Genomic DNA, 25,423 nt, shown 5'->3' on the forward strand with positions numbered 1-25,423 from the left:
CTCCGTACGCCTGCCCGGCCCCGTACGCCTGCCCCGCTCCGTACGCCTGCCCGGCCCCGCACGGCCGCCGTCCCCCGCGCCCCGGTCAGCTCTCCGGTGTGCCCTCGCCCAGCGGGCCCGCGCGCTCCAGCAGGCCGGTGCGGGCGGCCAGTGCCGCCGCTTCGAGGCGGGAGCCGACACCCAGTTTCATCAGGACGCGCTGCACGTGGGTGCGCGCCGTGGAGGGGGCGATGCCCATGCCGGCGGCGATCAGGCGGGTGTCCTGTCCGTCGGCCGCCCGCACCAGCACCTCCACCTCGCGCGGGGTGAGCATCCGCAGCAGCCGCTGGCCCTCGTCGTCGGGCTGGGCCACCGGGTTGAGCAGGTCGCCGAACGCCCCCTGCAGCAGCTGGGGCGCCACCGCCGCCTCTCCCGCCCGCGCCTTCATGATGGCCCGCTCGACACCCTCGATGCGCTCGTCGTGCCGCACATAGCCCGACGCGCCGGCCGCGAAGGCCGCCGCGATCCCCCGGGGGCTGGGCACCGGGCCGAGCACCAGGACCGCCACCTGCGGGCGCTCCTTCTTGATCCGTACCACCGGGTCGAACATGCCCGGTTCGGCGGGCGTCGCCGTGCCCAGCAGGCACACCTCGGGCGCACGGGTGATCACCAGCTCCGCCGCCCCGGCGGCCGGCGCGGCGGCGGCCAGCACCCGGTGCCCGCGCAGCTTCAGCGCGGAGGCCAGCGCCTCGGCGAGCAGACGGTGGTCGTCGACCACCATGAGCCGCACTCCCATCGAACCCCCTGTTCCCCCCATGGCCCCCCATGGATCCCCACCGGCCCGGCGCCGGACTTCCGCCCGCCCGCCCGGTGAGAAGAGCCCCCCGGCCCTCCGTTCCCCGGAAGCTACACGCTTGTTCGACGTTGCGCTTCCCCTACCGGCGAAAGTGCAGCGGATAACCGAAACTGCTCTCATTGAGGCGTGTTCGGGGCGGAGTTCGGGACAGAGAACGGCCCCGGCTGATCTTGTGGGATCAGCCGGGGCCGTCGGCGTGCGCCTGCCTGCGTGCCTACTTCGCGCCGAAGCCGAGCGCCGCGTACTCCTTGTCGTCCTTGCTGTACGGCTTGCTCACGAGGTCCTTGCCCATGAACAGCCGGCCGTCGGTGTAGAGCAGTTCACTGCTCTTGGGGACCATGCTGCTGATCGCGTCGAGGACGGACTCGGAGGCCGGGGTCTCCAGCAGCTTCGTCTCCTTGAGCGTCTTGCCGTCGATCGAGACGACCTGGGCGCCCTTGTCGTACGGACCGTCCTTGTACGCGATGATGTTCGGTCCGTCCATGCGCATCGGGAAGATCTCGTACTCGTCGCCCGCGTCGATCCGGTCGCCGGTGGTCTTCCCGGTGGCCAGGGAGAAGGCGATGATCTCGTTGGTCTGGCTGTACTCGCCGGTGCCGTCGTGCTCCTTGGTCGGCACGTAGAGCTTGTCGTTGCCGACCGTGATCGCCTTGCAGTCGTGCACCTTGCCGACGCCGCAGTCGTGCTCGTACTTGCCGTCCTCCAGGCTGATCTTGGTGCGCAGCTCGCCGTGCTCGTCCAGCGAGAAGACGTCCGTCATGCCGGAGGCCGTGATCTCACCGATGTTCGAGCCGAAGACGACCGGGTTGGTGGAGAGCACCTTGGCGTTGTCCACACCGGCGGCCAGCTTGTACGACCACTTCACGCTGCCCGACTTCGGGTCGAGGAGCTGGACCTCGTACTTGGCGTCGTTGTAGCCACCGCACTTGCGGACCGCGACGAGCTGGTCGCCGCCCGCGTAGCCGACGTCCTCGCACTTGCCGACCTTCGGCTTCCACAGGGACTTGCCGGTCTTCACGTCGAAGGCGGCCCCGCCGTAGAAGCCGCCGCCGACCGCGACGGTCGAGCCGCTGATGGCGACCTCGCCGAACGCCAGCTTGCCGCCGCTGCTCTCGACGTGCTCGGTCCACACCTCTTCACCGGTGTTCACGTTGAACGCGATGATCTCGGTGCAGGACTGGTGGTTGCCCTTGCTGTTGCGCTTGGCGGACTCGGCGACCACCGCGGCGATGCCGTCCTCGGTGATCTCCGGCGAGCCCGCGCAGGGCTGGCCGGGAAGGTCGAGGGTCCACTTCTGCGCACCGGAGTCGGGGTCGTAGCCCTTGATCTCGTAGACGCTGCTCTTGACGTAGACCGAGTCGGTGAGCCAGGAGCCGGCCACGCTGTCGATCTGGTCGCCCTTCACCTCCGGTGCGGGCACCTGGAAGCTGACCTCGGCGCTCGGGTTCGACGGTGCCTTCTCCAGCGCCTTGTCGTGCTTGGGGAGGGGAGCGTCACCGCCCTTGCCGTCCTTGCCGTCCTTGCCGCCGGTGCCGCCCGTCGAGCCCGACGCGCTGTGCTTGTCGTCGTCCTTGCCGGACGAGGACGCGTACCAGACGCCGCCGCCGACGATCAGCGCGATGGCCACGACCGCCGCGATGATGATCACCGTCTGGGAGCTGAACTTGCGGCCGCCGCCCCCGTTCTGCGGCACCTGCGGCTGCGCGGGCACGGTCGGCGGCTGCGGGTAGCCGTACGGGGACTGCTGGCCCGGGTAGCCGTAGCCGGGCTGCGCCGGCGGGGGCGTCTGCGGGTACCCGTACGGCTGCTGCGGCTGCTGGGCCGGGCCGGGCGGGGGCGTCTGCGGGGCGTTCGGGTAGCCGTAGGCGGGCTGCGGCGGACCGGCCGGGGGCGGCGTCTGCGGCGGACCGGCCGGGGGCGGGGTCTGCGGCGGGCCGAAGCCTCCGGGCGGCGGGTCCTGCGGGGCGCCGAAACCACCCGGCGGCGGGTCCTGGGGCGCGCCGAACCCTCCCGAGGACGGGGGCTGGTTGGGCGGCGGCGGGGGCGGCGGCTGACTCATGGCGTGTACCTCGGTCGGGGTGGAGTGGTCGGGCGGGTGGGACGGGCCGGGAGGACCGGTCGGCGGGGCCCCGGGGCGCCTGCTGGAACGGCGTCGTCGGTGCCGGCGGTGAGGTACTCGGTCACTTGCCGAAGGCCATCATCAGCTTCTCCTTCGACTCGTCGTTGCCCGACAGCGAACTCGCGGAGATGTAGAAGCGCCCGTCCACGTAGTCGATGTCCTGCTGCATGAAGGTGCTCTCGATGTCGCTGGTGCCCTCGGGGTTCTGCAGCAGTTTCGTCGTCTTGTGGCTGCTCCCGGTCGTGGGCAGGGCGACGACCCGGCCGCCGGCGCCCGACGGGGGGTGCACGTAGGCGACGAGGTTCGTGCCGTCCCTCCGCAGCGGCGTCATCGCCGCGTCCGCGGGGGACTTGACCCGCCACCGCTCCTTGCCGCTCTCGAGGCTGACGGCGACGACCTCGTTGGGCCCGCTGTCCACCAGGGTGGGCAGGTAGAGGGTGTTGGCGTCGGCCACGACGCCCGAGCAGGTCTGCAGGTCGGGGACGAGACCGGCGCCCCAGCCGCATTCGACCGCGAACTTGCCCTTGATGTCGGCCTGGGAGCGGACCGTGCCGTCGTTCTTCAGGGTGGTGATGTTCCAGCCCTTCTGCGCCCCGTCCTCGTCGGTGAGGTAGAGGACGAGCGGGGCCACGGAGTAGACGCGGTTGATCTTCCAGTCCTTGGGGAACTTCTTGGTCCACTTGGCCTTGCCGGTGGCCGGGTCCAGCTCCCGTACCTCGTCGTGCTCGTTCTTGGTGCTGATGGCGCAGGACGCGACGGCGATCAGCTTCTCGCCGCCCGCGAAGGCCGACGGGTAGCAGTCCTGGCCGTACTTCTTGAGGTCGTAGCGCTTCTTGCCGGTCTTCATGTCGTACGCCGTGGCGGACTGCGAGCGGGCGACCATCAGGGTGTCGCCGGTGATGGTCAGGCCGATCGATATGGCGCTGTCGAACAGGCCGCTCTCGGTGACCTTGCCGGTCCAGGCGCGCTCACCGGTGGCGAGGTCCACGGCCACCAGCCGGTCGCACTTGGCGTGGTCGCTGACACCGCTCATGTACGCGATGACGATCCGGTCGTCGGACGTCGTCTGCCGGGTGGTCGCGCAGATCTTCTGCGGGAAGGTGATCGGGTCCCAGCTCGGCCTGCCGTCCTCGACGCCGTAGGCGAAGAGCTGCTTGTACGCCGCCTTCACCGCACTCTCGCCGGTGATCCACATGCCGGGGGCGTCCGCGCCGGAACCGGGGGCGTCGGGCGCCTCCTTGTACCAGAGCACCTTCGCCTCGCCGGGCTTGCGGCCCTTGTTGAGGTCCTCGTCGGTGTCGCCGCCGTCACCGCTGCCGTCGCCCTCGTTCACCGGGGCCGGCGCGGACGTGGACGGCTTGGCGTCCTGGGAAGGCTTAGTGACCGGCTTCTTGTCGTCGTCGCCGCCGGAGCCGACGGCCCACACCGTGCCGCAGATGACGAGCAGCGCGGCGACGGCGGCGCCGATGATCATCGCCGGCTTCCCCCTGAAGGGGTTTTTCGAACCCCCGCCGGGGGGCGGGGTGCCGGGTGAGCCCGGACCCTGCGGCTGCGCCGGACTCCCGTACCCGGGCTGCGGGTTGTAGGGGCCGGGCTGCGCGTACGGGCCCGCCGTGTTGTACGGGCCGGGCTGCCGCGGCGGAGCGTACGGGCCGGGGGTGCTGTACGGGCCGGGCTGCTGCGGGTAGCCGTAACCGGGCTGCGGGGGGCCCGCCGGGGGCGGGGTCCCGGGCGGGCCCGCGGGCGGCGGGGTCTGCGGGGCGCCGAAGCCTCCCCCTTGGGGCGGTGGGTCCTGCGGAGCTCCGAAGCCGCCCTGCGGCGGCTGGTTGGGCGGCTGAGTCATCAGCGCTTCCCCCCTCTTCACTGACTTTTCGCCACGCCCGGTCGTGCTCGGAGTGGTTCTCAGACGGTTTTCAGACGTTCTCAGACGGCTCTTTCTATCACTGGGCCACCCTCGAACAAGGGGCCGGTCCCGCCCCTGTTCCCAAGGGAGGACCGGCCCGTGATGCCCTCGTTACGCGCCTTCACGCCCCCTTCACGGACGCGTGCCCGCGGCCCGCGACCGACGCGCGCCCGGTACCGCCGTGCTCAGGCGTCGTCGGCGAGCTCCAGCCAGCGCAGCTCCAGTTCGTCGCGCTCCCCCGCGAGCGTCCGCAGCTCGCTGTCCCACTCGGCCACCTTCGCGAAGTCGGTGGAGTTGTCGGCCATCAGGGCGTGGAGCTTCGTCTCCTTCTCGGAGATCTTGTCCAACTGCCGCTCGATCCGCTGCAGTTCCTTCTTCGCGGCGCGGGCGTCGGCGGCCGAGACGCCGGTCTTCTGCTCGGCCCGGGCGGGCGCGGGCGCGGAGGCCGCCGCGGCCTCCTCCATCCGGTGGCGCCGCTCCAGGTACTCGTCGATGCCGCGCGGCAGCATCCGCAGCGTGGCGTCGCCGAGGAGCGCGAACACCTTGTCGGTGGTGCGCTCGATGAAGAACCGGTCGTGGGAGATGACGACCATCGAGCCGGGCCAGCCGTCGAGTACGTCCTCGAGCTGGGTGAGGGTCTCGATGTCGAGGTCGTTGGTGGGCTCGTCGAGGAACAGGACGTTCGGCTCGTCCATCAGCAGCCTCAGCAGCTGGAGCCTGCGGCGCTCACCGCCCGACAGGTCGCCGACGGGCGTCCACTGCTTCTCCTTGTTGAAGCCGAACGTCTCGCACAGCTGGCCCGCGGTCATCTCGCGCCCCTTGCCGAGGTCGACGCGGTCGCGCACCTGCTGGACGGCCTGCAGCACCCGCAGCGCCGGGTCGAGTTCGCCGACCTCCTGGGAGAGGTAGGCGAGCCTGACGGTCCTGCCGGTGGCGATCCGCCCTGCCGCGGGCTGCTTCTCGCCCTCGCTGCGGGCGGCGTCGGCCATGGCGCGCAGCAGGGAGGTCTTGCCCGCGCCGTTCACCCCGACCAGGCCGATGCGGTCGCCGGGGCCGAGCTGCCAGGTCAGGTGCTTGAGGAGGACCTTGGGTCCGGCCTGGACGGTGACGTCCTCCAGGTCGAAGACGGTCTTGCCCAGGCGGGTGGAGGCGAACTTCATCAGCTCGCTGGTGTCGCGCGGCGGCGGCACGTCGGCGATCAGCTCGTTGGCGGCCTCGACGCGGAAGCGGGGCTTGGACGTGCGGGCGGGGGCACCCCGGCGCAGCCAGGCCAGCTCCTTGCGGACCAGGTTCTGCCGCTTGACCTCCTCGGTGGCGGCGATGCGCTCGCGCTCGGCGCGCGCGAAGACGTAGTCGGTGTAGCCGCCCTCGTACTCGTAGACCGTGCCCTTCTGGACGTCCCACATGCGGGTGGCGACCTGGTCGAGGAACCAGCGGTCGTGGGTGACGCAGACGAGCGCGGAGCGCCGCGCGCCGAGGTGCTGGGCGAGCCAGGCGATGCCCTCGACGTCGAGGTGGTTGGTCGGCTCGTCGAGGACGATGAGGTCCTGCTCCTCGATGAGCAGCTTGGCCAGCGCGATCCGGCGCCGCTCGCCGCCGGAGAGCGGGCCGATGACGGTGTCCAGGCCCTGCGGGAACCCGGGCAGGTCGAGGCCGCCGAACAGTCCGGTGAGGACGTCGCGAATCTTGGCGTTGCCGGCCCACTCGTGGTCGGCCATGTCCCGGATGACCTCGTGCCGGACGGTGGCGGCGGGGTCGAGCGAGTCGTGCTGGGTGAGGACGCCGAGGTGCAGGCCGCCGGAGTGGGTGACCCGCCCGGTGTCGGCCTCCTCCAGCTTGGCCAGCATCCGGATCAGGGTCGTCTTCCCGTCGCCGTTGCGCCCGACCACCCCGATCCTGTCCCCCTCGGAGACGCCGAGCGACACGCCGTCGAGCAGGGCACGGGTGCCGTACACCTTGCTGACGGACTCGACATTGACCAGGTTGACGGCCATTTCACTCCTGACGCGGGGGTCGATCAGCCTTCAAGCGTAGGCCCTCCGGGTGACCCACCGGGGCACACGGTGATCGTCACTCTTCGTGAGCGGTGATCGGGACCGGGCGCCCCTCACACCACCGTCGCTCCCGGCGCCGGTGCCGTCGTCGCGCGTGCCGTGCGGCAGGTCCCGGAGGCCATGAGCGCCCGGGCGATCTCCGCCGCCGCGTCCGCGTCCGCCGCGAGGAACGCCGTGGTCGGGCCCGAGCCGGAGACGAGGGCCGCGAGGGCGCCGGCGTCGCGGCCGGTGGCGAGGGTGCCGGTGAGCGGCGGGAAGAGGGAGAGCGCCGCGGGCTGCAGGTCGTTGGAGACGGTGGCGGCGAGAGCGGTGGCGTCGCCCTTTGCCAGCGCGTCGAGGAGGTCCCGCGAGGCGGCGGGACCGGGGACCCGGAGCCCGGCGGTGAGCCGGTCGAACTCCCCGTACACGGCCGGGGTGGACAGCCCGCCGTCCGCCACCGCGAACACCCAGTGGAAGGTGCCGCCGACGTCGAGGGGCCGCAGCCGCTCGCCCCGGCCGGTGCCGAGCGCCGCACCGCCGACCAGGCTGAAGGGCACGTCGCTGCCCAGCTCGGCGCAGATCGCGAGGAGTTCGTCGCGCGGGGCGTCCGTGCCCCACAGCGCGTCGCAGGCCACCAGCGCGCCGGCCGCGTCCGCGCTGCCGCCCGCCATGCCGCCGGCCACCGGGATGTCCTTGTCGATGTGCAGGTGCACGTCCGGTTCGATCCCGTACCGTCCGGCGAGCGCGAGCGCGGCGCGGGCCGCCAGGTTCGTCCGGTCCAGGGGGACCGCGGCGGCGTCCGGGCCCGCGCAGGTCACCCGGAGCGTGTCGGCCGGGGTGGCCGTGACCTCGTCGTACAGGCCGACCGCGAGGAAGACGTTGGCCAGGTCGTGGAAGCCGTCGGGGCGGACGCCGCCCACCGCGAGCTGCACGTTGACCTTGGCGGGGACACGGACGCGGACTGTCTCCATCACGACGACCCGGGCTCCTTGTGTGCGGCGGGGGCGCCGGCGCTCCCGCCGGGGACCTTGTGCTCGGCGATCCGGGCGAACTCCTCGACGGTGAGGGACTCGCCGCGCGCCTGCGGGGACACTCCGGCGGCGACCAGGGCGGCCTCCGCGGCGGCGGCCGAGCCCGCCCAGCCGGCGAGGGCCGCGCGCAGCGTCTTGCGGCGCTGCGCGAACGCCGCGTCGACCACGGCGAACACCTCGCGCCGGGAGGCCGTCGTCGCGACCGGATCGGTCCGCCGGACCAGGGCGACGAGGCCGCTGTCGACGTTCGGCGCGGGCCAGAAGACGTTCCGCCCGATGGAACCGGCCCGCTTCACCTCCGCGTACCAGTTGGCCTTCACCGACGGCACCCCGTACACCTTCGAGCCGGGCGCCGCCGCGAGCCGGTCGGCGACCTCCGCCTGCACCATCACGAGAGTGCGCTCGATGGTCGGGAAGGTGCCGAGCATGTGCAGCAGCACGGGCACGGCGACGTTGTAGGGGAGGTTCGCGACGAGCGCGGTGGGCGGCGGGCCCGGCAGCTCGGTGACGTGCATCGCGTCGGAGTGCACCAGCGCGAACCGGTCCGCCCGCCCCGGCATCCGCGCGGCGATCGTCGCGGGCAGCGCGGACGCCAGCACGTCGTCGATCTCGACGGCGGTGACCCGGTCGGCGGCCTCCAGCAGCGCCAGCGTCAGCGAGCCGAGGCCGGGGCCCACCTCCACGACCGTGTCGTCGGGGCGCACCTGCGCGGTCCGCACGATGCGGCGCACCGTGTTCGCGTCGATGACGAAGTTCTGTCCGCGCTGCTTGGTGGGCCGTACGCCGAGGGCGCCCGCGAGTTCGCGGACGTCGGCGGGGCCCAGGAGGGCGTCGGGGGCGGGGCTGCTCACCCACCAAGGGTACGGGCGCGACGGGGGGCGTTCGCCCGGGTGGGGTCCCTGCGGGCGGGATCGGTGGTGCGGGGCGGGTGGCGGGCGTCAGGACGGTGGGGTGCGGGACGGTTGGGGTGACGGTGCCGGACGGTGGGGTGCGGGACGGTTGGGGTCGCGGTGCGGGACGTCGGTGTTGCGGGGACGCCGGGAGTGCGGGGGCGGTGGGGGTGCGGGGTCCGGGTCAGCCGTGCAGGCGGTCGCCGCAGTGGGGCCAGGGGCTCGCGCCCCGGCGTACGTAGAGCTTCTTCGCCCGGTACGTCTGTTCGGCGGCCGGGGCCTTCTCGGGGCGGCCGCGGCCGCCGAGGTCGTGCCAGGTGCCGGTGTCGAACTGGTAGAGGCCCCCGTAGGTGCCGGAGGGGTCCACGAGGGCCGGGTCGCCGCCGGACTCGCACTGCGCGAGGCCGTCCCAGTCGAGCCGGCCGACGTCCGCGACCGAGGTGGGCCGCGGACGGGTGCCGACCCGCACGATCTGCGTGCGGGGCTCGCGCACCACCTCGGCGCCCAGGCGGCGCGGCCGCTGCCGGACCCCGTTGACGCTCCGCAGGAAGTACGTGACCCGGCGGGCGCCCGGCCGCCCCGGGCGTTCGACGACCTCCGTGCCCTCGAACAGCTCCGGGTCGTCGGTGCGCCGCACGTCGAACGGGACCGGTTCCTCCCGGACCTCCCTGTTCCCGGTGATCCTCAGGACGGTGACGGTCTGCCCGTCGCGCGGGAAGCTCCCCGGCCGGACCGACGTGGTGTCGTCGCCGCGCAGGGTGACGCCGGCCTCGCCGACCGCCTCGCGGACCGTCGCCGCGTTGGTGCGGACGGTGCGGGCCCGGCCGTCCGCCATGACCGTCACCGTGCGCTCGGTGCGGACGTCGAGCGTCATTCCGGCCCGGCCGATCCGCCGGGAGCGCGGCACCGACACGTACGCGCCCTCCGCGCGCACCCCGAGCCCGGCGAGCGCCCCCTCGACGGTCCGCGCGGTCGTCCACACCTCGGCGCCGCGTCCGTCGAGGGTGAGGACCAGCGGCCTGCCGTGGCGTACGGAGATCTCGTCCCCGCTGGTCAGCCGGGTGCCCGGCGCGGGTACGACATGGTCGTGGGCGCCCACGGCGACACCCTCCTCGGCGAGCAGCCCGGTCACGTCGTCGGCGAAGGTGTGCAGCGTCCGCGGCCGTCCGTCGACGCTCAGCTCGACGGCCTTGTCCTTGGCGACGAACGCCGTGGTGCCACCGGCGAGGAACACCACGACCAGCGCCTGCGGGAGCAGCTTCCGCAGCGGGTCGGCGCGTACGGGGGCCGCGCGGCGGTGCGCGGCGGCACGGCGGGCCCCGGCGGCGCGCGGGGCGGGCCGCGGCACGACGGCCTCCGGGACCGGGCGGGGCCCGGGCGAGGGCGAGGGCAAGGGCGAGGGCTGTTCCCGGCCTTGGTCCTCGGGCCGCGTCCGAGGCCGGGGCCGGGGACGCGGGCGCTGCTCATAGGCGGGCCGGTAGGTGTCGGCGTACGCCTGCCGCCCGGGGCCCTGCCGCACGCCGTAGGGCAGGGTCGGCGCGTCGTGCGTGCCGGGGGCGGGGGGAGCGGCGGGGGCGGCGGGGGTGCCGCGGTCCGGGTGGACCGCGGCACGGGTGTACGCGCGGAAGCCACCCGGCAGCCCGGCCCGCGCGGGCGCACCGTCCGGCGGCCGCCCGTGGGGATCGGCAGCGGCGCCCGTCTCCTGGGCCACGAGCGTCCCGTGCGGTCCGTACGCGTACGCCGCGTACGCGGAGGGCGACGGACTCCGCCGGTCCCGCTGGTCCTGCTGCTGGTCCTGCTGGTCCTGCGGGTTCCTCACGGCGGCGCTCCAGGGACGGCTCCGGGACGGGCGACCAGAACCTAGCGGAGCGGCGGTCACTCTCCAAAGTCGGCCAGACACGGAGAGTGCCGTGACCGCTCGGAGTGCCTCTCAGTACCCGAACGCGCGCGCGGTGTTCGCGGCGAGTGCCGTGGCGAGGGCGTCCTCGTCGATGCCCCGGACCGCCGCCATCGCCCGTACCGTGACGGGAACGAGGTACGGGGCGTTGGGCCGTCCGCGGTACGGCGCCGGCGTCAGGAACGGGGCGTCGGTCTCCACCAGCACCAGCTCCAGCGGGGCCACGGCGAGGGCGTCGCGCAGCGGCTGGGCGTTCTTGAAGGTCATGTTGCCGGCGAAGGACATGAAGTATCCGGCGCGGCCGCACACCTCGGCCATGGCGGCGTCGCCCGAGTAGCAGTGGAAGACGGTCCGCTCCGGGGCGCCCTCCTCCTTCAGGACGCGCAGTACGTCGGCGTGGGCCTCGCGGTCGTGGATGACCAGGGCCTTGCCGTGCCGTTTGGCGATCTCGATGTGGGCCCGGAAGGACCGCTCCTGCGCGTCCTTGCCCTCGGGACCGGTGCGGAAGTGGTCGAGTCCGGTCTCGCCGACGCCCTTGACCTCGGGCAGCGCCGCGAGCCGGTCGATCTCGGCGAGCGCGTCGTCGAGCGCAGCGTCGCCGCCGGGTGCGCGAGCGCCCTGCCGGGACGAGCCTGTCCCGGGGTCCCCGAGCACGATCCGCGGCGCCTCGTTCGGGTGCAGGGCGACGGCCGCGTGGACGGCGTCGTACGCGGCCGCCGTCCGTGCCGCCCAGCGTGAGCCGTTCACGTCGCAGCCGACCTGCACGACCGTCGTGACACCCACCGACGCGGCCTTGGCGAGCGCCTCCTCGACCGTGCCGGACTGCATGTCCAGGTGGGTGTGCGAGTCGGCGACCGGCACCGCGAGGGGTGCGGGCAGCGGCGGTGCGGCGTTCTTGCCGGAGGTGTCGCGGGACGTGCCGGGGGTCTCGGAGGCGCTGTCGGAGGCGTGGGAAGGCATGACCCGATCCTACGAAGGGGACGCGGGCGGCCTCACCTCGCGGGCGGCCGGGTCTCAGACCGCCTTGCGGTGCTGGAAGGGGTGCAGGAGGTCGGAGAGGTGCCAGTGGTGGCTGTCACCGGCCTCACCGGACGCGTCGGACGCCCCCCCGGTCTCACCGGACGCCCCGGTCTCACCGGACGCGTCGGGCGCACCGGACGCCGGTCGCCGCGGCGACGACGAGGCTCCCCCCGCCGCGCGTGCCGCCGCCGTCCGCGACATGGAGCCCCGCGCCGAGGACACCCGGCCCGGCCGCATGATGCGGACGAGGTGGCCGTCGCAGTTCTGGCAGGTGGGCCGGCTCAGCGGCGAGGGCACGATCCGCCCGTCCGCCACGTACCGCACGAACTCGGTGCCCTCGGCGTCGAGGTGGTGTTCTATCGCGTACGACTGCTCCCAGCCATGCCCGCACCGCATGCAGGCGAAGGAGTACGACTCGTGGACGACGGCGGTCGCCACGCCGTCGTGGCCGGTGCCCGTGTCGGCGCCGACGGTGGCCTGGCCGGTGGGCCGGCCGGTTGGACCTGCGATCTCGCTCATGCCGCTCCTCTTGTCCGCCGGACAAGCGCCGCTGACCTGGCCCGGACCGGGGGACTTCCCGGACGGCCGGGAGGCCCGGGGCGGTCTGGTGCCACGGGCCCACGTCCCCTCGGGCGGTGCCGTGCCAAGGGCGAGGGACGGGTACGTCCCTTCAACCAGTGGACGCCTCCGAGGACCGGAACGCATCAGGTCTGTCGACTATTGGACCCGTTTTGGCCTTTCCTTGTCGGAAGGGTCCCGCTACGCGGCCTGGGCTTTGCTTTCGGCGGCGGCCCTTTGCCCGCTCATGGTGCGCCGCGCTCCGCGTTCTTTGCCGCGACGACGGCGTCGAACACCTTCCGTTTGGGCAGGCCCGCGTCGGCGGCGACGGCGGCGATCGCCTCCTTGCGCCGCTCCCCCGCCTCCTCGCGCACCCGCACCCTGCGCACCAGCTCCCCGGCGTCCAGTTCCCCGGCACCCTTCTCGGGAGCGCCCTCGACGACGACGGTGATCTCACCGCGTACGCCCTCCGCGGCCCAGGCGGCCAGCTCGCCCAGCGGGCCGCGCCTGACCTCCTCGTACGTCTTGGTCAGCTCGCGGCAGACGGCGGCGCGGCGCTCGGCACCGAAGACCTCGGCCATCGCTGCGAGGGTGTCGTCGACGCGGTGCGGGGCCTCGAAGTAGACGAGGGTGCGGCGCTCGTCCGCGACCTCGGCGAGCCGGGAGCGCCGCTCGCCCGCCTTCCGGGGCAGGAACCCCTCGAAGCAGAACCGGTCGACGGGCAGCCCGGACAGGGCGAGCGCGGTCAGCACGGCGGACGGACCCGGCACGGCGGTGACCCGGATGTCCTTCTCCACGGCGGCGGCGACCAGCCGGTAGCCGGGGTCGGAGACGGACGGCATCCCGGCGTCCGTCACCAGCAGCACCCGCGCCCCGCCCTCCAGCGCCTCGACCAGCTCGGGCGTACGGGCCGACTCGTTACCCTCGAAGTACGACACCACGCGTCCCGTGGGCTGCACGTCGAGGGCCTGGGTGAGCCGCCGCAGCCGGCGGGTGTCCTCGGCGGCGATCACGTCGGCGCGCGCGAGTTCGCCGACGAGCCGGGGCGGCGCGTCGCTCACGTCGCCGATCGGTGTGCCGGCGAGCACGAGGGTTCCGGTGGGGCTTCCCGTGGGGCCGCTGGTGAGGCTGGTTCCTGTCACGGTTACATCCTCGCAGGGGGCAAGCGCGGGACTCCCACAGACGTGTTCCCTACGATGGCGCGGTGACCAGTACCGCGTCCTCCATGGACACCCGGCAGGACCAGGCCACCGAGGCGCAGCGGCCGGCGTGGCAGCAGCGGCTGCGCCGATTCGGATACACGGCGCGGCCGAGCGGCGACGTGCGCGGGAGGCTGGTGCCGCCGTACGCCGAACCGAGCCCGCGCATCGCCGCCGCGCTAGGGCTGCGCGACGAGGTCGTGTACGCGGTGACGCGCTGGTCGGCGTGGCTCGGCCCGCTGCTCGTCACGCTGGTCGCCGGGATCATGCGGTTCTGGAACCTCGGCAGTCCCAGGGCGGTGATATTCGACGAGACGTACTACGCCAAGGACGCCTGGGCCCTCATCCACAACGGTTACGAGGCGAACTGGGCGAAGGACGCCAACGACCTGATCCTCCAGGGCAACGGCAACGTGCGGATCCCGACGGACGCCGCGTACGTGGTGCATCCGCCGGTCGGCAAGTACGTCATCGGGCTCGGCGAGTGGATGTTCGGGTTCAACCCCTTCGGCTGGCGCTTCATGACGGCGGTGCTCGGCACGCTGTCGGTGCTGATGCTGTGCCGGATCGGGCGCCGGCTGTTCCGCTCGACGTTCCTCGGCTGCCTGGCCGGCGCGCTGATGGCCGTGGACGGGCTGCACTTCGTGATGAGCCGCACCTCGCTGCTCGACGGGGTGCTGATGTTCTTCGTGCTCGCCGCGTTCGGCTGCCTGGTCGTCGACCGTGACCACGCGCGCGCCCGCCTCGCGGCGGCGCTGCCCGTCGACGCGGACGGGGTGGCGCGCCCCGACGCGTACGTCGCCGAGACGACCCGGCTCGGATGGCGCCCGTGGCGCTGGGGCGCCGGCCTGATGCTGGGCCTGGCGATCGGCACCAAGTGGAACGGCCTGTACGTGCTCGCCGCGTTCTGCGTGATGGCGGTGCTGTGGGACGTCGGCTCCCGCCGGGTGGCGGGCGCCCGCCACCCGTACCGGGCCGTCCTGCTCCGCGACACGGGCCTCGCCTTCCTGGCCACCGTGCCGGTCGCGCTCGTCACGTACGTCGTCTCCTGGACCGGCTGGATCCTCTCCCCGGCCGACGGCTCCGGCGGCTACTACCGCGACTGGGCGGCGACGGCGGGCAAGGGCGGCCACTGGACCCTGCTGCCGGACTGGCTGCGCAGCCTGTGGCACTACGAGCACGAGGTCTACGACTTCCACATCGGGCTCTCCTCGCCGCACCCCTACCAGTCGAACCCGTGGAGCTGGCTCGTCGACGGCCGCCCGGTCTCGTTCTTCTACGAGTCCCCGCTCCCGGGCAGGGACGGCTGCCCCGCCGGCGCCGGCCAGAAGTGCGCCCGCGAGGTCCTCGCCCTCGGCACCCCGCTGCTGTGGTGGGCGGCCTGTGCGGCCGTCCTGTACGTCCTGTGGCGCTGGTTCTTCCGCCGGGACTGGCGGGCCGGAGCGATCGCCTGCGCCGTCGCCGCGGGCTACCTCCCCTGGTTCAAGTACCAGGAGCGGACGATCTTCTTCTTCTACGCGATCGTCTTCCTCCCCTTCCTCTGCCTCGCCGTCTCCATGCTCACCGGCGCCCTCCTCGGCCCCCCCGGCTCCACGGAACGCCGCCGAGTCATCGGCGCCGCCACGGCAGGCGTCCTGATCCTCCTGATCATCTGGAACTTCATCTACTTCTGGCCCATCTACACCGGCACGGCGATCCCGATCGACGGGTGGCGGGCGCGGATGTGGCTGGATACGTGGGTTTAGCCGGGGAGGCTGGTCGGCCGCCCCTGAGGCCGGTCGTCGGCGCACCTGCGGGCTCGTCGGCGCAGCCGTGGGCTCGTCGGCGTATCCGCCCGTGCACCCGGGGGCGCATCCGTGCTCAGGGGGGGCGACGGGCATCCGTTCAGTCGAGGACCGCGGTGGCCTCGATCTCAACGAGATGCTCGGGGACGTCCAGGGCCGCGACACCCAGCAGCGTGGCCGGCGGGACCGGGGTGACGCCCAGTTTCGCGGACGCCCGGGAGATGCCCTCCAGGAGCGGGGGCATCTTGTCGGGGGTCCAGTCGACGACGTAGAAGGTCAGTTTCGCCACGTCGTCGAAGGATCCGCCGGCCCCGGCCAGAGCGGTGCCGATGTTGAGGTAGCACTGCTCGACCTGCGCGGCGAGGTCGCCTTCGCCGACCGTGACCCCCTCGCCGTCCCAGGCGACCTGGCCGGCGACGAAGACCAGCTTCGACCCCGTTGCGATCGACACCTGCCGATAGACATCGATCTCGGGCAGTCCACTCGGGTCCACCAGTTTGATGGCCATGCCACCTGCCTCCGTTCCCTGACTTCGGTTTCTTGTGGTTACTCAGGAACCGTAGGAGAGTGTGCTCTGACATGGAAGAACGCACTTTCCAGTGACTGAGGAACCAGATGGTGACCGAACAGATCAAGGGACCGTCCGACGAAGCGGACCTCAGGCGCGCGGACTCGCTGGCGCGGGAGATCTTCTCCGACGTCGCCAACAAGTGGGCGTTCCTGATCATCGAGACCCTCGGTGAACGCACCCTGCGCTTCAGCGAACTGCGCAACGAGATCGAGGGCATCAGCCACAAGATGCTCACCCAGAACCTGCGCATGCTGGAGCGCAACGGCCTGGTCGACAGAAACGTGCACCCCACCGTCCCACCCCGCGTCGAATACACCCTCACCGAACCGGGCCAGGGCCTACGCGCAACCGTCGACGGAATGTGCGACTGGACCCACCGCTACTTCAGCCACATCGAGACAGCCCGCCACCGCTTCGACGCCTGACAGCGAGAATCAGGACCGAAGCCGACGCGCGACATCCGGAGGCCGCCGGCCTACTCGTACACGGTGGCCGCTCGAAGGGCTCGGGCGAAGAAACTCCAGTCCGCGTCGGCGGGCAGCTCCCGGCAGGCGTTGCGGTACCAGCCGCCCGCGTCGTCGATCCACGCGGCCAGCGCCTCCAGGAACCCGGCGAGGTCCCCGTTCTCCCATGCGTCGCCGTCCTCGGCACAGTCCCGGTGCAGAAGCCGGACGAAGGAGGCCAGGTCTTCTCTGCTGCCGACCTGGTCGGGCGACATGGTCATGCGCTGCAGCCTACCGGCGGGCCGGCCGCAGGCGTCCTTTTCCTATGGAACTGAGCAGCTGCCGACAGCGGCAGCACCCGCCAGAACCGAGACCCCGCTTTACCGGTCCCGAGCCTCGATCAGTGCTGTCGCCAGCATGTCCAGGTTTCCGGTGTAGATGATCACTTCCTCGTCGTCGGACGGGGGGTCGAAGCGGGCGAAGAAGTCGTTCAGGGCCTCGGGAGTGACGGTCAGCGCGTTGGCGTCCTCGCGTACGTTGCGCTTGGCCAGGCGCCGCAGTAGCTCGTCGCGGTCGGCGGAGAGGTAGACCACAACGGGCAGGCCGCCTGCTTCGCGGGCGTCCTGCCGCCAGGCGTCACGCTCGGCCCGGCGCCACAGGCCGTGGTCCAGGACGACGTCGTTGCCGGCTTCGATCTCCTTGATGAACCGGTCCCGGGTCGCTTCGACCACGGGCTGTTCACGCTCGAAGTAGGTGTGCTCGGGGTAGTCCACGCCGTACCGGCCGTGGAGGCGGTGGACCTCCTCGTCCACGGACAGCCGGAGGTAGCCGCGGCCGGCCAGGGCCTGGGCGACGGTGGTCTTTCCGGAGCCGGTGAGGCCGGCCAGGAGTACGGCGAGGGGCACGTGGTCATCCTTTCGCGACGTGCTGTCCGCGCGTGAGAGCGTCGTCTGTCAATCCTGGCCGCTGTGGGCGTACGGACGCCAGGTGGTGAAGATGTTGCGGGCCTCGGCGGGCCAGCTGAACGGCATCTGGCCCAGGCCCACCCGGCGAAAGGCGAACCGGAGATCGCTGGTGTTGATCACGCCGCCGTGCTGGCCGACGTGAGTCAGCAGGCGTCCGGCCTCGTCGCGGACGGCCGGGGTGTGTTCCTGCCAGGTGCCGGTGGTGAAGTGCTGGACCCGTCTCCGCAGGTCGTCCAGGACACCCGAGCGCCACTTGAAATGGTGAACCGCACAGATGCGGTCCACGTCGGGCCGGTGGCCCGGAGAGCGGTGGTTGCCGGAGGAGACGGTGACGTCGTGGCGGGCAAGGACGATCTTCCTCGGGTCGCCGTGCAGGAGCCGGTGGGTGAGGTGACCACCGAGGGGATAGGCGAGGTCGAGTCCGCCTTCGGGCCGCCAGCCGCTCAGGCGCCCGCTCGCGGCGACGCGGTCGAGCATCAGGCCGCCCACCACACGGTTTCCGGACTTCTCGGCCTGGGCGATCACCTCGCTGAGCGGGGCGGGGTACTGCTGGAACTCATCAGCGTCGGCCAGCAGGTGCCAGCCGGGACCAGCCCGGTGCCGCAGGGCGTCGCGGAGCCGGGTGTTGGTCTGCTCGTGCCACGGGCCGGTGCTGGTGCCGGTGGGAATGATGCCCAGCTCCCGGCAGGCGGCCTGGAGTTCGTGCCGTTGGACGTCGGGGACGTGGTCGGGGAAGTGGAAGGCGATCAGGAACCGCTCGACGCCCAGCCACCGGTAGTGGCGGGCCCAGGCGGCCAGCAGCGGCGGCTCGACGGGGCCGACGACGGCGATCAGCGCGGGAGGCGTGCTCAGCATTCAGGACTCCTTCGTGTGCAAGGGGGCGAAGGTGCGGGTGAGGAAGTCGGCCTGCTCGACGGCCGTCTGCATCCCGAGCAGCCCCGGGGCCTGGGGCCCGGGGTGATCGAGCGGCTGGCGGATGACGGTGTGCAGGGCGTCTACGAGGGCGTCCGGGTCGCCGGCCGGGAACGTCAGAGCCCAGGACTGGCCGTGCAGGCGGGCGGTGAGGGCGTCGTCGTGTTCGGAGACGATCAGGGGGACGCCGAGGCGGGCTGCGTCCATGACGAGTCCGGATTCCTTGCCGGTCCCGGGGCGGCGGGTGACCAGGGCGGCATCCGCGGCGGCGTACACGAGCCGCAGCACGGAGTCGCCGACCGGGCCGGGCAGGGTGTGCACCCGCAGATTGGGCAGGGACTGCCACCGCTGAAGCACGGCCTCGTCGAGCGGGGAGCCGGTGACTACCAGGTGCAGGGGCTCCTTGAGCCGGTCCAGGGCGGCGTCGATGACGGTGATGTCCTTGTAGGGCCACCAGCCGCCGACCAGGCAGACCACCGCCTCGGCGGCGGGGATACCGAACGCGGCCCGGCCCCCGTCCCGTTCGGTGTCACCAAGGCGGTGGCCGTCGTCGACCGCGAAGGCGCCCACCACCGCGGGCACGTCGGCGAAGACCGTGGCGAGCTGATCCCCGACGGCCTGGGTCGGGTACACGGCGATCACCCGTTGCTCGCCCCGGCGGGCAAGCCGGCCCAGCAGCCGCAAGACTGCGTCCTCGGCCGTGACCGCCTCGTGGACGAACCGCAGGTGCGGCTGCCCGCCGAGGAGGGCGGCGGCCCCGTGCAGGGCCTCGCTCGCGGTCAGGATCACCACCGCGTCGGCACCGGGCTCCAACCGGCGGCCGGACCGCAGAGCAGACGCCTCGGCCAGGCAGCGGGCGATCAGGGTGATCTGGTGCGACGCCCTCCGCAGACGGCGGGGCCAGCGGTGCGAGCGGAACACACGCTGACCAGCCGCGGAGAGCCCGGCCGGTGCGGTCGCCAGCCGGGCGTCCGCCTCGCGCAGGGCACGTACTGCCTCGGTGGCAATCCCGTGCGGGGCGATGACGAGGCTGCCGGGCCGAGCCTGGGCGAGGGCTACCAGAGTGCGCTGGTGGTGCCCGCCCAGGCGGTTCGCGTACGGCTCGATGAGTACGAGCGGGCCTCTCATCCGGACACCGCTTGGTCCCCGTGGGTGGCGGTGAACCTCTCCCGCAGCCAGGTGGGGTCGTTGAGGTGGTCGAACTGCTGCGGTTCACGCGCGGCCCGGCGAGCGAAGGAGACACCCTCTGTGGCCCCGGCGGCGGCGTAGGTGGCGAACTCGCCGCTTCGGCTGAGCATCCATGCATCGACGCGCTGGTGGGCGTCGTCGTCGGCCATGCCGTACTCGCTGCCGCGGGCGAGCATCGCGCACTCGCGGAAACCGGCCTTCCACGCGTGGAAGGGGCTCTGGTTGAACCGTGTGATCCCGGCGGTGTGCTGGGCAAATTCGATCCGGCCGGGCAGGGCGGCGAACACGTCCACGGCGTCGCCCATCTCCCGCAGAGCACTGCGTCGGATCAGTTTCAGACCGCCGTAGCCGTAGGTCAGGCCGTTGACCGGGTTGACCGCCCGCCACACCCGCATAGAAACACCTTCCTCCAGTGGCTCGACGGCAGCTGGATCGAAGTCGGTGTCGATGGCGAAGTCGCCGTCGACGAGGAAGAACTGCTCGCGCTCGACGACCTCGGCACACAGCCGGTAGGCCCTGCGCATCCCGTGAACCCCGTGCAGGCGCTTGACCGTGCCGCCCAGCGTCCGCTGGAGGCGGGAGTGCAGGGAGTTGGCCATCGGCTCGTCGTAGGAGAGGAGGACAGCGTCGAAGCTGGTCACGAGATCGCCTCCAGGTAGCGGGCGGCGACCAGGGCGGGAGCGAAGTCGGCGGTGGAGGCGTGTGCCCGCTTGGCTTGGACGGCGTGGAACTCGTCGTCTGTGGCGAGGCGTTCGGCCAGGGCGACGGCTTCGGCCGGGGTGGTGAAGCACAGCTCGGGGTCGATGTGTTCGGCGAGCCAACCCAGGCGGGGCGAGATGACCGGCAGGCCCATGCCCTGGCAATCGATGACGCTCATCGACCAGGGGCAGCCGGGCCGGAACGGGGCGATGCCGAAGCGGGCGCCTGCCAGCAGGTTCTTGTAGCGAACACGGTCGCCACGATCGGAGACGACCTGCACGTGCGGCAGCGCGGCGAGCTTCTCGCGCATCTTCTCGGGGCTGTCGTCCAGGCCCTTGCGCTCGGCCCGGCGCTGGCCGAACAGGTCCATGACCCGAAGCCGCACGGCGGCGGAGTCGCTGAGCCGGCGGGCCAGGTCCACGAACTGCTCGGTGCCGTAGTGCGCGTACAGCCGGTGGTTGTAGACACCGATCGCCGTGCCGGAGGCGGCCCGGAGCGTGGCAGGGTCACGGACCAGACGCTCGTCACGCGGTGCGGGCACCACCCGCATCCGGTCGCCCAGGTCCACCGTCATCCGGGCAGCGGCGGCAGACACCCAGGCGGCGGCCGTGGAGGAGTGGACCATCACCCGGTCGCACGCAGCCAGGCCCGCGGCGAACGCCAGTAGCACCGGCCGCCCGAGCCCCGCGTCGTCCAGCGACGGGTCGGGCAGCATCTGCCCGCCGCCGGCGAACGAGAACGGCAGGTAGTGGCAGTACCCGGCCAGCAGCGCATCCGAGCCGGCCTCCAGCAGAGCCGTGCGGACAGCTGGGGCCTCCTCGATCTGGTTGGCCACCACCACATCCGGCTTCTCCGAACCGATCAGGGCCACCAACTCGTCGATGTCCGCCGAGAAGCGGGCCCGGTACTTCGTCCCGGGCACCTTCGTCCGGTGGAATCCGCAGCGGGCATCCCCGGCCGCAGCTGGGGCCGCAACGGTTACTTCCGCCCCGGCGTCGGCCAGGGGCGGGGCCAGCAGATCCGCGAAGATCCACCCCGAATCCGCTGACAACCGGTCGGGGTTGGAGATGTTGAGCAGGTACAGCACGCGCATGGTTGCGTCGCCTCCCTCATCCGCCCGGGGGTCGATCCGGGCCGCTGAGGGAAGGAAAACGGCGACGCGCACCGTGACGGGATGATGAACTTGGATCACTCACGGTTCATTCATGCTCACCAAGTGACGCGGAGCGGGGCTTCGATGGACGCGCACAGCGAGGAGATCACCGCCGAGCAGGCGGCCGAGGACTTCGCGGCCGAGGTAGCCAGATGGCGGGAAGTACGCGGCATGTCCAAGCGGGCATTGGCGCTGGCCATGGGCTTCGACCCGTCGTACGTCAGTCACGTCGAGTCCGGACGCCACAAGCCCACCGAGGAGTTCGCCCGGCTCGCCGACGAGCACCTGAACGCCGCGAAGGCGATCTGGCGGCGCTGGTGCGACTACGAGCAGGCCCGCACCAGGACCCGGCGCGGGCCCACCGCCCCGCCGACTCAGCGCAGGCACGAGCAGCCTTACGCCACCGGGTCCGCCCTTGTGGTCGAACACGACGCCGCCCGCCTCCAGTTCGACGGCCACTCCTACCGGCTCACCATGAGGCGGCTGCTGCGGAACACCGGCGAGGAACCGGTGACCCGCTACCTGATCCGCATCTCCGTCGACCGTTACCCGGGCGACCCCGAGCGGTCCAACGCCCACTACCGAGTCCACCCACTGACCTGGGACGAACTCGACCTCACCGCCACCTGCCGCGGCGAGGCAATGCGCTGGCAGGCCAAGCACGACCGGGACGCCTTCAAGGAGGTCTGGCTGCTGTTCGACAACGAACACGGCCGCTTCCCGCTCTACCCCGAAGAGTCCGTGTGGATCGAGTACGCCTACGCCGTCGGCGAAGACAAATGGGGTAACTGGTTCCAGCGGGCCGTCCGCCTGCCCACCGAACAACTCGAAGTCCAGCTCGCCTTCCCCGCCGCCCTCGACCCCGTCGTGTGGGGCACCGAGACCTCCATGACCGCCGAAGCCTCGCCCCTGCGGACCCCGCCTGTCCGCAGCGACGACGGTGAACTGAGGCAATTCACCTGGATCACGACCACGCCTGCCCTCCACGCTCGGTACCGTCTTGAGTGGAGGTTCCGGGCGCGACCCGAACACAACACGGAGCAAGGGGACTTCAGGTGATTGAGGTGCGGCCCAGCCAGCAGATGCGCGACCTCGGAGTCGTCCAGCACGGTGTCGGCATCCTGGCCGAACCGGCCCGCGCCTTCTCCTTGCCCGCCGAGCGCGACGAGGCCGAGCGCATCACCGACGAGTTGTTCGCCGCGATGGAACGGATCGGTCAGGTCCACCCCTTCGCCAAGGGCATGGGCATCGCCGCCCCGCAGATCGGCATCGGCCGCACCGCAGCCGTCGTCCAGCCGCCCGGCGACGCGCCCGCCGTCATCCTGCTCAACCCGAAGATCACCGAACGCTCCGACGAGCTGGACGAGCAGTACGAGGGCTGCCTGAGCTTCTTCGACGTCCGCGGCCTCGTCCCCCGCCCCCTGAGGATCACCGTCGAGACCACGGCCGTGACCGGCGAGACCGTCACCACCGTGTACGAACGCGGCCTCGCCCGCCTCATCCACCACGAGATCGACCACCTCGACGGCCTGCTCTACACCGCCCGCATGCGCACCGGGGTCAAGCCGATCCCCGTGGAGGAGTACCGGCAGAGCGGCAGGGCCTGGGCGTACGAGTAGGCCGTTCCGGCGACCGTCTCCTGGCTCCGGAGGGCCTGGCTTGCCCCTCCGAGCTACCGTCGATGGCGGTGCATCGTTTAGAAGGTGGGAGAGTCTGAACGAGGTAGATGAACGGGCCTACGCTGGCGCCGTGCAGGAAGTTGACGGCGTTGCCGCCGTTGAGCAGATAGAAGTAGTGCCCAGTCGTCTGGTAGCGGGTGACGTGCTCCCCGTTCGGCGCCCGCTGGTACACGTCGGGCAGGCTGCCCGATCGCACGATCCGGCACAAAGCCATTCCGGATGGTGTCCTCGAACGCTGACGCTCTTGCGGGAGAAGCCTCCTGAAGTCGTGGTCGAAACGGGCAGTCGTAGCGAAAGTCGACAAAGGGTCTCCGGGGCTGTCGGGGTCAGCTCTCCTTGTCGAGGTGCGCGAACATGGCGTCCGCGCCCTCGTGGCGGGTCGTGCGCCCAGCCGCGATGCCCTTGCTGGCCTCACGCTCACCGGCCTGCCACCGCTCCGTCCAGAACCATGCCTGGTCGGTGCGGATCTTCCTCAGTCCGTGGGCCTCGACGACTCCGCCAGGCGGAGATCCTCGCGGGCGTCCGGAATCTCGCCCGCGGCGGCCTCGGGCCCGGTATGCACGAGGTCGACGCCGCAGACCGGGCGACCATCGCCGGAACGTGGCTGAACTACTTCAACCGCTAGGAGAAGCCATCCCATGCCGATCACCGCGCAGCACGTGAGCGACACCCTCGCTGCCTACCTGGCCGACCACCCGGGAGAGAAGGACGCCCTCTCGGTACTGGGCGACGTCATCGAGCAGGCCGGCGACGCGATCGCCTCGCGCAAGGAGTTCCGCGGACACGTCACCGCCGGCGCCGCCCTGGTCCGCCCTGACGGTCGCCTCCTCACCATCGAGCACCGGGCACTCCGCAAGTGGCTGTTGCCCGGCGGACACATCGAGGACGGTGACACCACCCTGCTGGACGCCGCCACACGCGAGTTGACCGAGGAAACCGGAATCATCCGCGCTCAGGTCGAGCCGGCCGGGGATGTCCCCCTGCACATCGACGTCCACTCGATCCCGACGAGCGCGGCCAAAGGCGAGCCGGAACACCTGCACTTCGACTTCCGGTTCCTGCTGCGGACCACCACTGATGCGGTCGAGTTGCAGGAGAAAGAAGTCACGAACTACTCCTGGCAGTTCGCCGACATGCTGACCACCGAGCCCTTGCGCTAGCGAGTGATGGCGGCCGTCGCACGCACGTGATGGGCGGCCACACGTCAACCGCGCCCAGGCAACGGACGCCCACAGTTGGAGAGCGGACTCAATCTTCTGGCGCGGCAGCCGGAGGCCGCCGGCGTACTCGTACACGGTGGCCGCTCGAAGGGCTCGGGCGAAGAGGCGAAGAATCTCCGGTCCGCGTTTCGGGATCGTCGGCGGTCGTGGAGGCTAGAGCCTAATCAGTCGTGGGCGGGCGGTTGATCGCCCGTATGTCAGGACGCGCGGCAGCACCTCGCGCATCCGGGTCACGCTTGGCGCCGGCGCCTGGAGCAAGACCTCCAGCACTGGGTCGGGCAGGCCGAGGTCGTCCAGTGACGAGGGGTCCAGTGTCACCCGCAGTACGTCACCGTCCAGTTCCACTTCACGTACGCAGCCGTAGGCGGTCCCCTCGCCGGATGCGACCAGGCAGTGGGTGTCCATGCCGAGACGTACGGCCTGGGCATCGGGCTCGTCGAAGGCGCACATGAACAACAACGAGGGCACCCCCTCGTCGTCCGACTCGGCCACCCCCGCCATCACACAGTCATCTTGGTCCGGATCGTCGAGCCCACAAGCGACTTGGGCTGTGAACCTGTACGTCATGCGAGTGTTCTAGCAGGACCCGCTGACACCGCGGACCGTGCCCGAGGCCCGCCCGCGCCGGGTGTCCCTCGGCCCGCCCGCCGGGTCCCGCCCTGCGGAACAGATACATGCCGACGATCTTGCCCTTGATCGCCACCTGCTCGCCCGACGACGTCCACTTCTCGCGGGAGTTCTCGCCGAGTTGGATGTGGAGGTATTGGGCGGTGTGCAGGGACCAGCCCTCGTCCTCGATGCGGGAGAGGAGGTCGGCTCTCGGGGGCTGCTGTACGGCGGGGTGGTCCAGCTTCGTCGTGTGGAGCGGGGGTGTGCCGAAGTCCGACGGGAAGGCGCCGGGGGTCATGCTGCCCGTGCTGCGGCCCTCGATCTCGGCCTCGAACCAGCCGTCGCCCCGCTCGAAGGCCTGGCGCGCCGCTCGCACCACCTCGCCGTGCCGTTCCTCGACGCGGTCGTTGTGCCGGCGCACTCGCTCGGCTTCCCTGCTGTCGGCGACCGCGACGATCTCGCCCTGTCTCCGCTGCCACCGCTCCTGCATGCCCATGCGTGCCACCCGTTCCCACTCGTGCCTGGTTAGAGGGTAGGGGGCCAACGGACCGGGTGTTCATGGATGTGGGTGGGGGCCCGGTGGCCGGATGTGTGGGGTGGGCGGCTGGATGTGGGGTGGGTGGGTCTCCGTTCGGACAAGTTCCGGGGGATGGTGTGCACATCTGTGATCCGTGGTGCTTACAGTGCAGGACATCGGCTTCTTTCTGAACGCGTT

General features: G+C 71.7%; 24 protein-coding genes and 1 pseudogene. 5 read left to right on the forward strand and 20 right to left on the reverse strand.

All coding sequences use genetic code 11. The annotated features are described in order from the left end of the window. Positions 1 to 85 precede the first annotated feature (85 nt). The 10 genes from ACFY93_RS11785 to rsmI form a co-directional block, all read right to left on the reverse strand. Entirely contained in the window at positions 86 to 775 is a 690-nt protein-coding gene (locus ACFY93_RS11785; protein ID WP_391356488.1) for a LuxR C-terminal-related transcriptional regulator, read from the reverse strand. Between the two features lie 274 nt (positions 776 to 1,049). Then, a complete protein-coding gene (locus ACFY93_RS11790; protein ID WP_391356490.1) occupies positions 1,050 to 2,894 on the reverse strand; it encodes a PQQ-binding-like beta-propeller repeat protein in 1,845 nt (614 codons plus the stop codon). A gap of 121 nt (positions 2,895 to 3,015) precedes the next feature. Continuing rightward, positions 3,016 to 4,797 (reverse strand): PQQ-binding-like beta-propeller repeat protein, encoded by a 1,782-nt coding sequence (locus ACFY93_RS11795; protein ID WP_391356492.1) that lies wholly within the window; start codon positions 4,795 to 4,797, stop codon positions 3,016 to 3,018. Positions 4,798 to 5,042: 245 nt separating this feature from the next. Next, on the reverse strand, positions 5,043 to 6,851 hold the full coding sequence (locus ACFY93_RS11800) for an ATP-binding cassette domain-containing protein (protein ID WP_391356495.1): 1,809 nt from the start codon (positions 6,849 to 6,851) through the stop codon (positions 5,043 to 5,045). 113 nt (positions 6,852 to 6,964) lie between these two features. Further along, positions 6,965 to 7,861 carry a 4-(cytidine 5'-diphospho)-2-C-methyl-D-erythritol kinase gene (locus ACFY93_RS11805; protein ID WP_391356825.1) on the reverse strand — a complete coding sequence of 299 codons (897 nt, stop codon included), beginning with the start codon at positions 7,859 to 7,861 and terminating at the stop codon, positions 6,965 to 6,967. Further along, positions 7,861 to 8,772 carry a 16S rRNA (adenine(1518)-N(6)/adenine(1519)-N(6))-dimethyltransferase RsmA gene (rsmA, locus tag ACFY93_RS11810; RefSeq protein WP_391356497.1) on the reverse strand — a complete coding sequence of 304 codons (912 nt, stop codon included), beginning with the start codon at positions 8,770 to 8,772 and terminating at the stop codon, positions 7,861 to 7,863. The genes ACFY93_RS11805 and rsmA overlap by 1 nt, the downstream gene beginning before the upstream one ends. Positions 8,773 to 8,995: 223 nt before the next feature. Then, on the reverse strand, positions 8,996 to 10,630 hold the full coding sequence (locus ACFY93_RS11815; protein WP_391356499.1) for a ubiquitin-like domain-containing protein: 1,635 nt from the start codon (positions 10,628 to 10,630) through the stop codon (positions 8,996 to 8,998). Positions 10,631 to 10,741: 111 nt separating this feature from the next. Continuing rightward, the gene (locus tag ACFY93_RS11820; RefSeq protein WP_391356502.1) at positions 10,742 to 11,668 is read right to left on the reverse strand and encodes a TatD family hydrolase; all 927 of its coding nucleotides are present in this window, start codon (positions 11,666 to 11,668) and stop codon (positions 10,742 to 10,744) included. 54 nt (positions 11,669 to 11,722) lie between these two features. Further along, positions 11,723 to 12,247: a hypothetical protein gene (locus ACFY93_RS11825; protein WP_391356504.1), complete on the reverse strand. Its 525-nt coding sequence runs from the start codon at positions 12,245 to 12,247 to the stop codon at positions 11,723 to 11,725. A gap of 284 nt (positions 12,248 to 12,531) precedes the next feature. Next, the gene (rsmI, locus tag ACFY93_RS11830) at positions 12,532 to 13,428 is read right to left on the reverse strand and encodes a 16S rRNA (cytidine(1402)-2'-O)-methyltransferase (protein WP_391356506.1); all 897 of its coding nucleotides are present in this window, start codon (positions 13,426 to 13,428) and stop codon (positions 12,532 to 12,534) included. Positions 13,429 to 13,490: 62 nt separating this feature from the next. Here rsmI and ACFY93_RS11835 point away from each other — a divergent pair, with 62 nt between their 5' ends. Further along, on the forward strand, positions 13,491 to 15,230 hold the full coding sequence (locus ACFY93_RS11835) for a phospholipid carrier-dependent glycosyltransferase (RefSeq protein ID WP_391356508.1): 1,740 nt from the start codon (positions 13,491 to 13,493) through the stop codon (positions 15,228 to 15,230). 139 nt (positions 15,231 to 15,369) lie between these two features. Here the strand turns inward: ACFY93_RS11835 and ACFY93_RS11840 are convergent, their stop codons facing one another. After that, positions 15,370 to 15,777, reverse strand: a complete 408-nt coding sequence (locus tag ACFY93_RS11840; protein WP_391356510.1) for a Rid family hydrolase — start codon at positions 15,775 to 15,777, stop codon at positions 15,370 to 15,372. A 107-nt stretch (positions 15,778 to 15,884) separates the two neighbouring features. Here ACFY93_RS11840 and ACFY93_RS11845 point away from each other — a divergent pair, with 107 nt between their 5' ends. Next, complete coding sequence (locus ACFY93_RS11845) at positions 15,885 to 16,265, forward strand: winged helix-turn-helix transcriptional regulator (RefSeq protein ID WP_391356512.1); 381 nt, start codon at positions 15,885 to 15,887, stop codon at positions 16,263 to 16,265. A gap of 50 nt (positions 16,266 to 16,315) precedes the next feature. Here ACFY93_RS11845 and ACFY93_RS11850 read toward each other — a convergent pair whose 3' ends face one another. The 6 genes from ACFY93_RS11850 to ACFY93_RS11875 all read right to left on the reverse strand — a co-directional run bounded on the left by ACFY93_RS11850 (position 16,316) and on the right by ACFY93_RS11875 (position 21,140). After that, positions 16,316 to 16,564: a hypothetical protein gene (locus ACFY93_RS11850; protein ID WP_391356515.1), complete on the reverse strand. Its 249-nt coding sequence runs from the start codon at positions 16,562 to 16,564 to the stop codon at positions 16,316 to 16,318. 99 nt (positions 16,565 to 16,663) lie between these two features. Continuing rightward, a complete protein-coding gene (locus tag ACFY93_RS11855) occupies positions 16,664 to 17,188 on the reverse strand; it encodes an AAA family ATPase (protein WP_391356517.1) in 525 nt (174 codons plus the stop codon). Between the two features lie 48 nt (positions 17,189 to 17,236). Further along, on the reverse strand, positions 17,237 to 18,103 hold the full coding sequence (locus ACFY93_RS11860; RefSeq protein ID WP_391356519.1) for a glycosyltransferase family 2 protein: 867 nt from the start codon (positions 18,101 to 18,103) through the stop codon (positions 17,237 to 17,239). Then, positions 18,104 to 19,288 carry a glycosyltransferase gene (locus ACFY93_RS11865; RefSeq protein ID WP_391356522.1) on the reverse strand — a complete coding sequence of 395 codons (1,185 nt, stop codon included), beginning with the start codon at positions 19,286 to 19,288 and terminating at the stop codon, positions 18,104 to 18,106. After that, positions 19,285 to 19,989 carry a hypothetical protein gene (locus tag ACFY93_RS11870; RefSeq protein WP_391356525.1) on the reverse strand — a complete coding sequence of 235 codons (705 nt, stop codon included), beginning with the start codon at positions 19,987 to 19,989 and terminating at the stop codon, positions 19,285 to 19,287. The genes ACFY93_RS11865 and ACFY93_RS11870 overlap by 4 nt, the downstream gene beginning before the upstream one ends. After that, positions 19,986 to 21,140, reverse strand: a complete 1,155-nt coding sequence (locus ACFY93_RS11875; protein ID WP_391356528.1) for a glycosyltransferase family 1 protein — start codon at positions 21,138 to 21,140, stop codon at positions 19,986 to 19,988. The genes ACFY93_RS11870 and ACFY93_RS11875 overlap by 4 nt, the downstream gene beginning before the upstream one ends. A gap of 144 nt (positions 21,141 to 21,284) precedes the next feature. Between ACFY93_RS11875 and ACFY93_RS11880 the strand changes: the two genes are divergently transcribed. Next, positions 21,285 to 22,259: a helix-turn-helix domain-containing protein gene (locus ACFY93_RS11880; RefSeq protein ID WP_391356531.1), complete on the forward strand. Its 975-nt coding sequence runs from the start codon at positions 21,285 to 21,287 to the stop codon at positions 22,257 to 22,259. Next, complete coding sequence (locus ACFY93_RS11885) at positions 22,256 to 22,819, forward strand: peptide deformylase (protein ID WP_391356534.1); 564 nt, start codon at positions 22,256 to 22,258, stop codon at positions 22,817 to 22,819. Before ACFY93_RS11880 ends, ACFY93_RS11885 begins: the two co-directional genes overlap by 4 nt. A gap of 94 nt (positions 22,820 to 22,913) precedes the next feature. Here ACFY93_RS11885 and ACFY93_RS11890 read toward each other — a convergent pair. Next, positions 22,914 to 23,060, reverse strand: a pseudogene (locus ACFY93_RS11890) (adenosylhomocysteinase); the annotation flags it as partial. 457 nt (positions 23,061 to 23,517) lie between these two features. On the opposite strand from ACFY93_RS11890, the gene ACFY93_RS11895 reads away from it, so the two are divergent. After that, on the forward strand, positions 23,518 to 24,039 hold the full coding sequence (locus ACFY93_RS11895) for an NUDIX domain-containing protein (protein WP_391356536.1): 522 nt from the start codon (positions 23,518 to 23,520) through the stop codon (positions 24,037 to 24,039). 213 nt (positions 24,040 to 24,252) lie between these two features. On the opposite strand, the gene ACFY93_RS11900 is transcribed toward ACFY93_RS11895, so the two are convergent. Then, complete coding sequence (locus tag ACFY93_RS11900) at positions 24,253 to 24,666, reverse strand: Imm10 family immunity protein (RefSeq protein ID WP_391356539.1); 414 nt, start codon at positions 24,664 to 24,666, stop codon at positions 24,253 to 24,255. Next, on the reverse strand, positions 24,608 to 25,204 hold the full coding sequence (locus tag ACFY93_RS11905) for a hypothetical protein (RefSeq protein ID WP_391356541.1): 597 nt from the start codon (positions 25,202 to 25,204) through the stop codon (positions 24,608 to 24,610). Before ACFY93_RS11905 ends, ACFY93_RS11900 begins: the two co-directional genes overlap by 59 nt. Positions 25,205 to 25,423: the final 219 nt, after the last annotated feature.

Origin of the sequence: Streptomyces sp. NPDC008313, assembly GCF_042956125.1 — a bacterium.
In the GTDB taxonomy this organism is placed as follows: Bacteria; Actinomycetota; Actinomycetes; order Streptomycetales; family Streptomycetaceae; genus Streptomyces.

What these genes read in the sequence shown, in the direction of transcription:
- ACFY93_RS11785 (WP_391356488.1), bottom strand. Translation starts at nt 775, where the DNA reads ATGGGAGTGCGGCTCATGGTGGTCGACGACCACCGTCTGCTCGCCGAG.
- ACFY93_RS11790 (WP_391356490.1), bottom strand. Translation starts at nt 2,894, where the DNA reads ATGAGTCAGCCGCCGCCCCCGCCGCCGCCCAACCAGCCCCCGTCCTCG.
- ACFY93_RS11795 (WP_391356492.1), bottom strand. Translation starts at nt 4,797, where the DNA reads ATGACTCAGCCGCCCAACCAGCCGCCGCAGGGCGGCTTCGGAGCTCCG.
- ACFY93_RS11800 (WP_391356495.1), bottom strand. Translation starts at nt 6,851, where the DNA reads ATGGCCGTCAACCTGGTCAATGTCGAGTCCGTCAGCAAGGTGTACGGC.
- ACFY93_RS11805 (WP_391356825.1), bottom strand. Translation starts at nt 7,861, where the DNA reads ATGGAGACAGTCCGCGTCCGTGTCCCCGCCAAGGTCAACGTGCAGCTC.
- ACFY93_RS11820 (WP_391356502.1), bottom strand. Translation starts at nt 11,668, where the DNA reads ATGCCTTCCCACGCCTCCGACAGCGCCTCCGAGACCCCCGGCACGTCC.
- ACFY93_RS11825 (WP_391356504.1), bottom strand. Translation starts at nt 12,247, where the DNA reads ATGAGCGAGATCGCAGGTCCAACCGGCCGGCCCACCGGCCAGGCCACC.
- ACFY93_RS11840 (WP_391356510.1), bottom strand. Translation starts at nt 15,777, where the DNA reads ATGGCCATCAAACTGGTGGACCCGAGTGGACTGCCCGAGATCGATGTC.
- ACFY93_RS11845 (WP_391356512.1), top strand. Translation starts at nt 15,885, where the DNA reads ATGGTGACCGAACAGATCAAGGGACCGTCCGACGAAGCGGACCTCAGG.
- ACFY93_RS11850 (WP_391356515.1), bottom strand. Translation starts at nt 16,564, where the DNA reads ATGACCATGTCGCCCGACCAGGTCGGCAGCAGAGAAGACCTGGCCTCC.
- ACFY93_RS11860 (WP_391356519.1), bottom strand. Translation starts at nt 18,103, where the DNA reads ATGCTGAGCACGCCTCCCGCGCTGATCGCCGTCGTCGGCCCCGTCGAG.
- ACFY93_RS11865 (WP_391356522.1), bottom strand. Translation starts at nt 19,288, where the DNA reads ATGAGAGGCCCGCTCGTACTCATCGAGCCGTACGCGAACCGCCTGGGC.
- ACFY93_RS11875 (WP_391356528.1), bottom strand. Translation starts at nt 21,140, where the DNA reads ATGCGCGTGCTGTACCTGCTCAACATCTCCAACCCCGACCGGTTGTCA.
- ACFY93_RS11880 (WP_391356531.1), top strand. Translation starts at nt 21,285, where the DNA reads ATGGACGCGCACAGCGAGGAGATCACCGCCGAGCAGGCGGCCGAGGAC.
- ACFY93_RS11895 (WP_391356536.1), top strand. Translation starts at nt 23,518, where the DNA reads ATGCCGATCACCGCGCAGCACGTGAGCGACACCCTCGCTGCCTACCTG.
- ACFY93_RS11900 (WP_391356539.1), bottom strand. Translation starts at nt 24,666, where the DNA reads ATGACGTACAGGTTCACAGCCCAAGTCGCTTGTGGGCTCGACGATCCG.
- ACFY93_RS11905 (WP_391356541.1), bottom strand. Translation starts at nt 25,204, where the DNA reads ATGGGCATGCAGGAGCGGTGGCAGCGGAGACAGGGCGAGATCGTCGCG.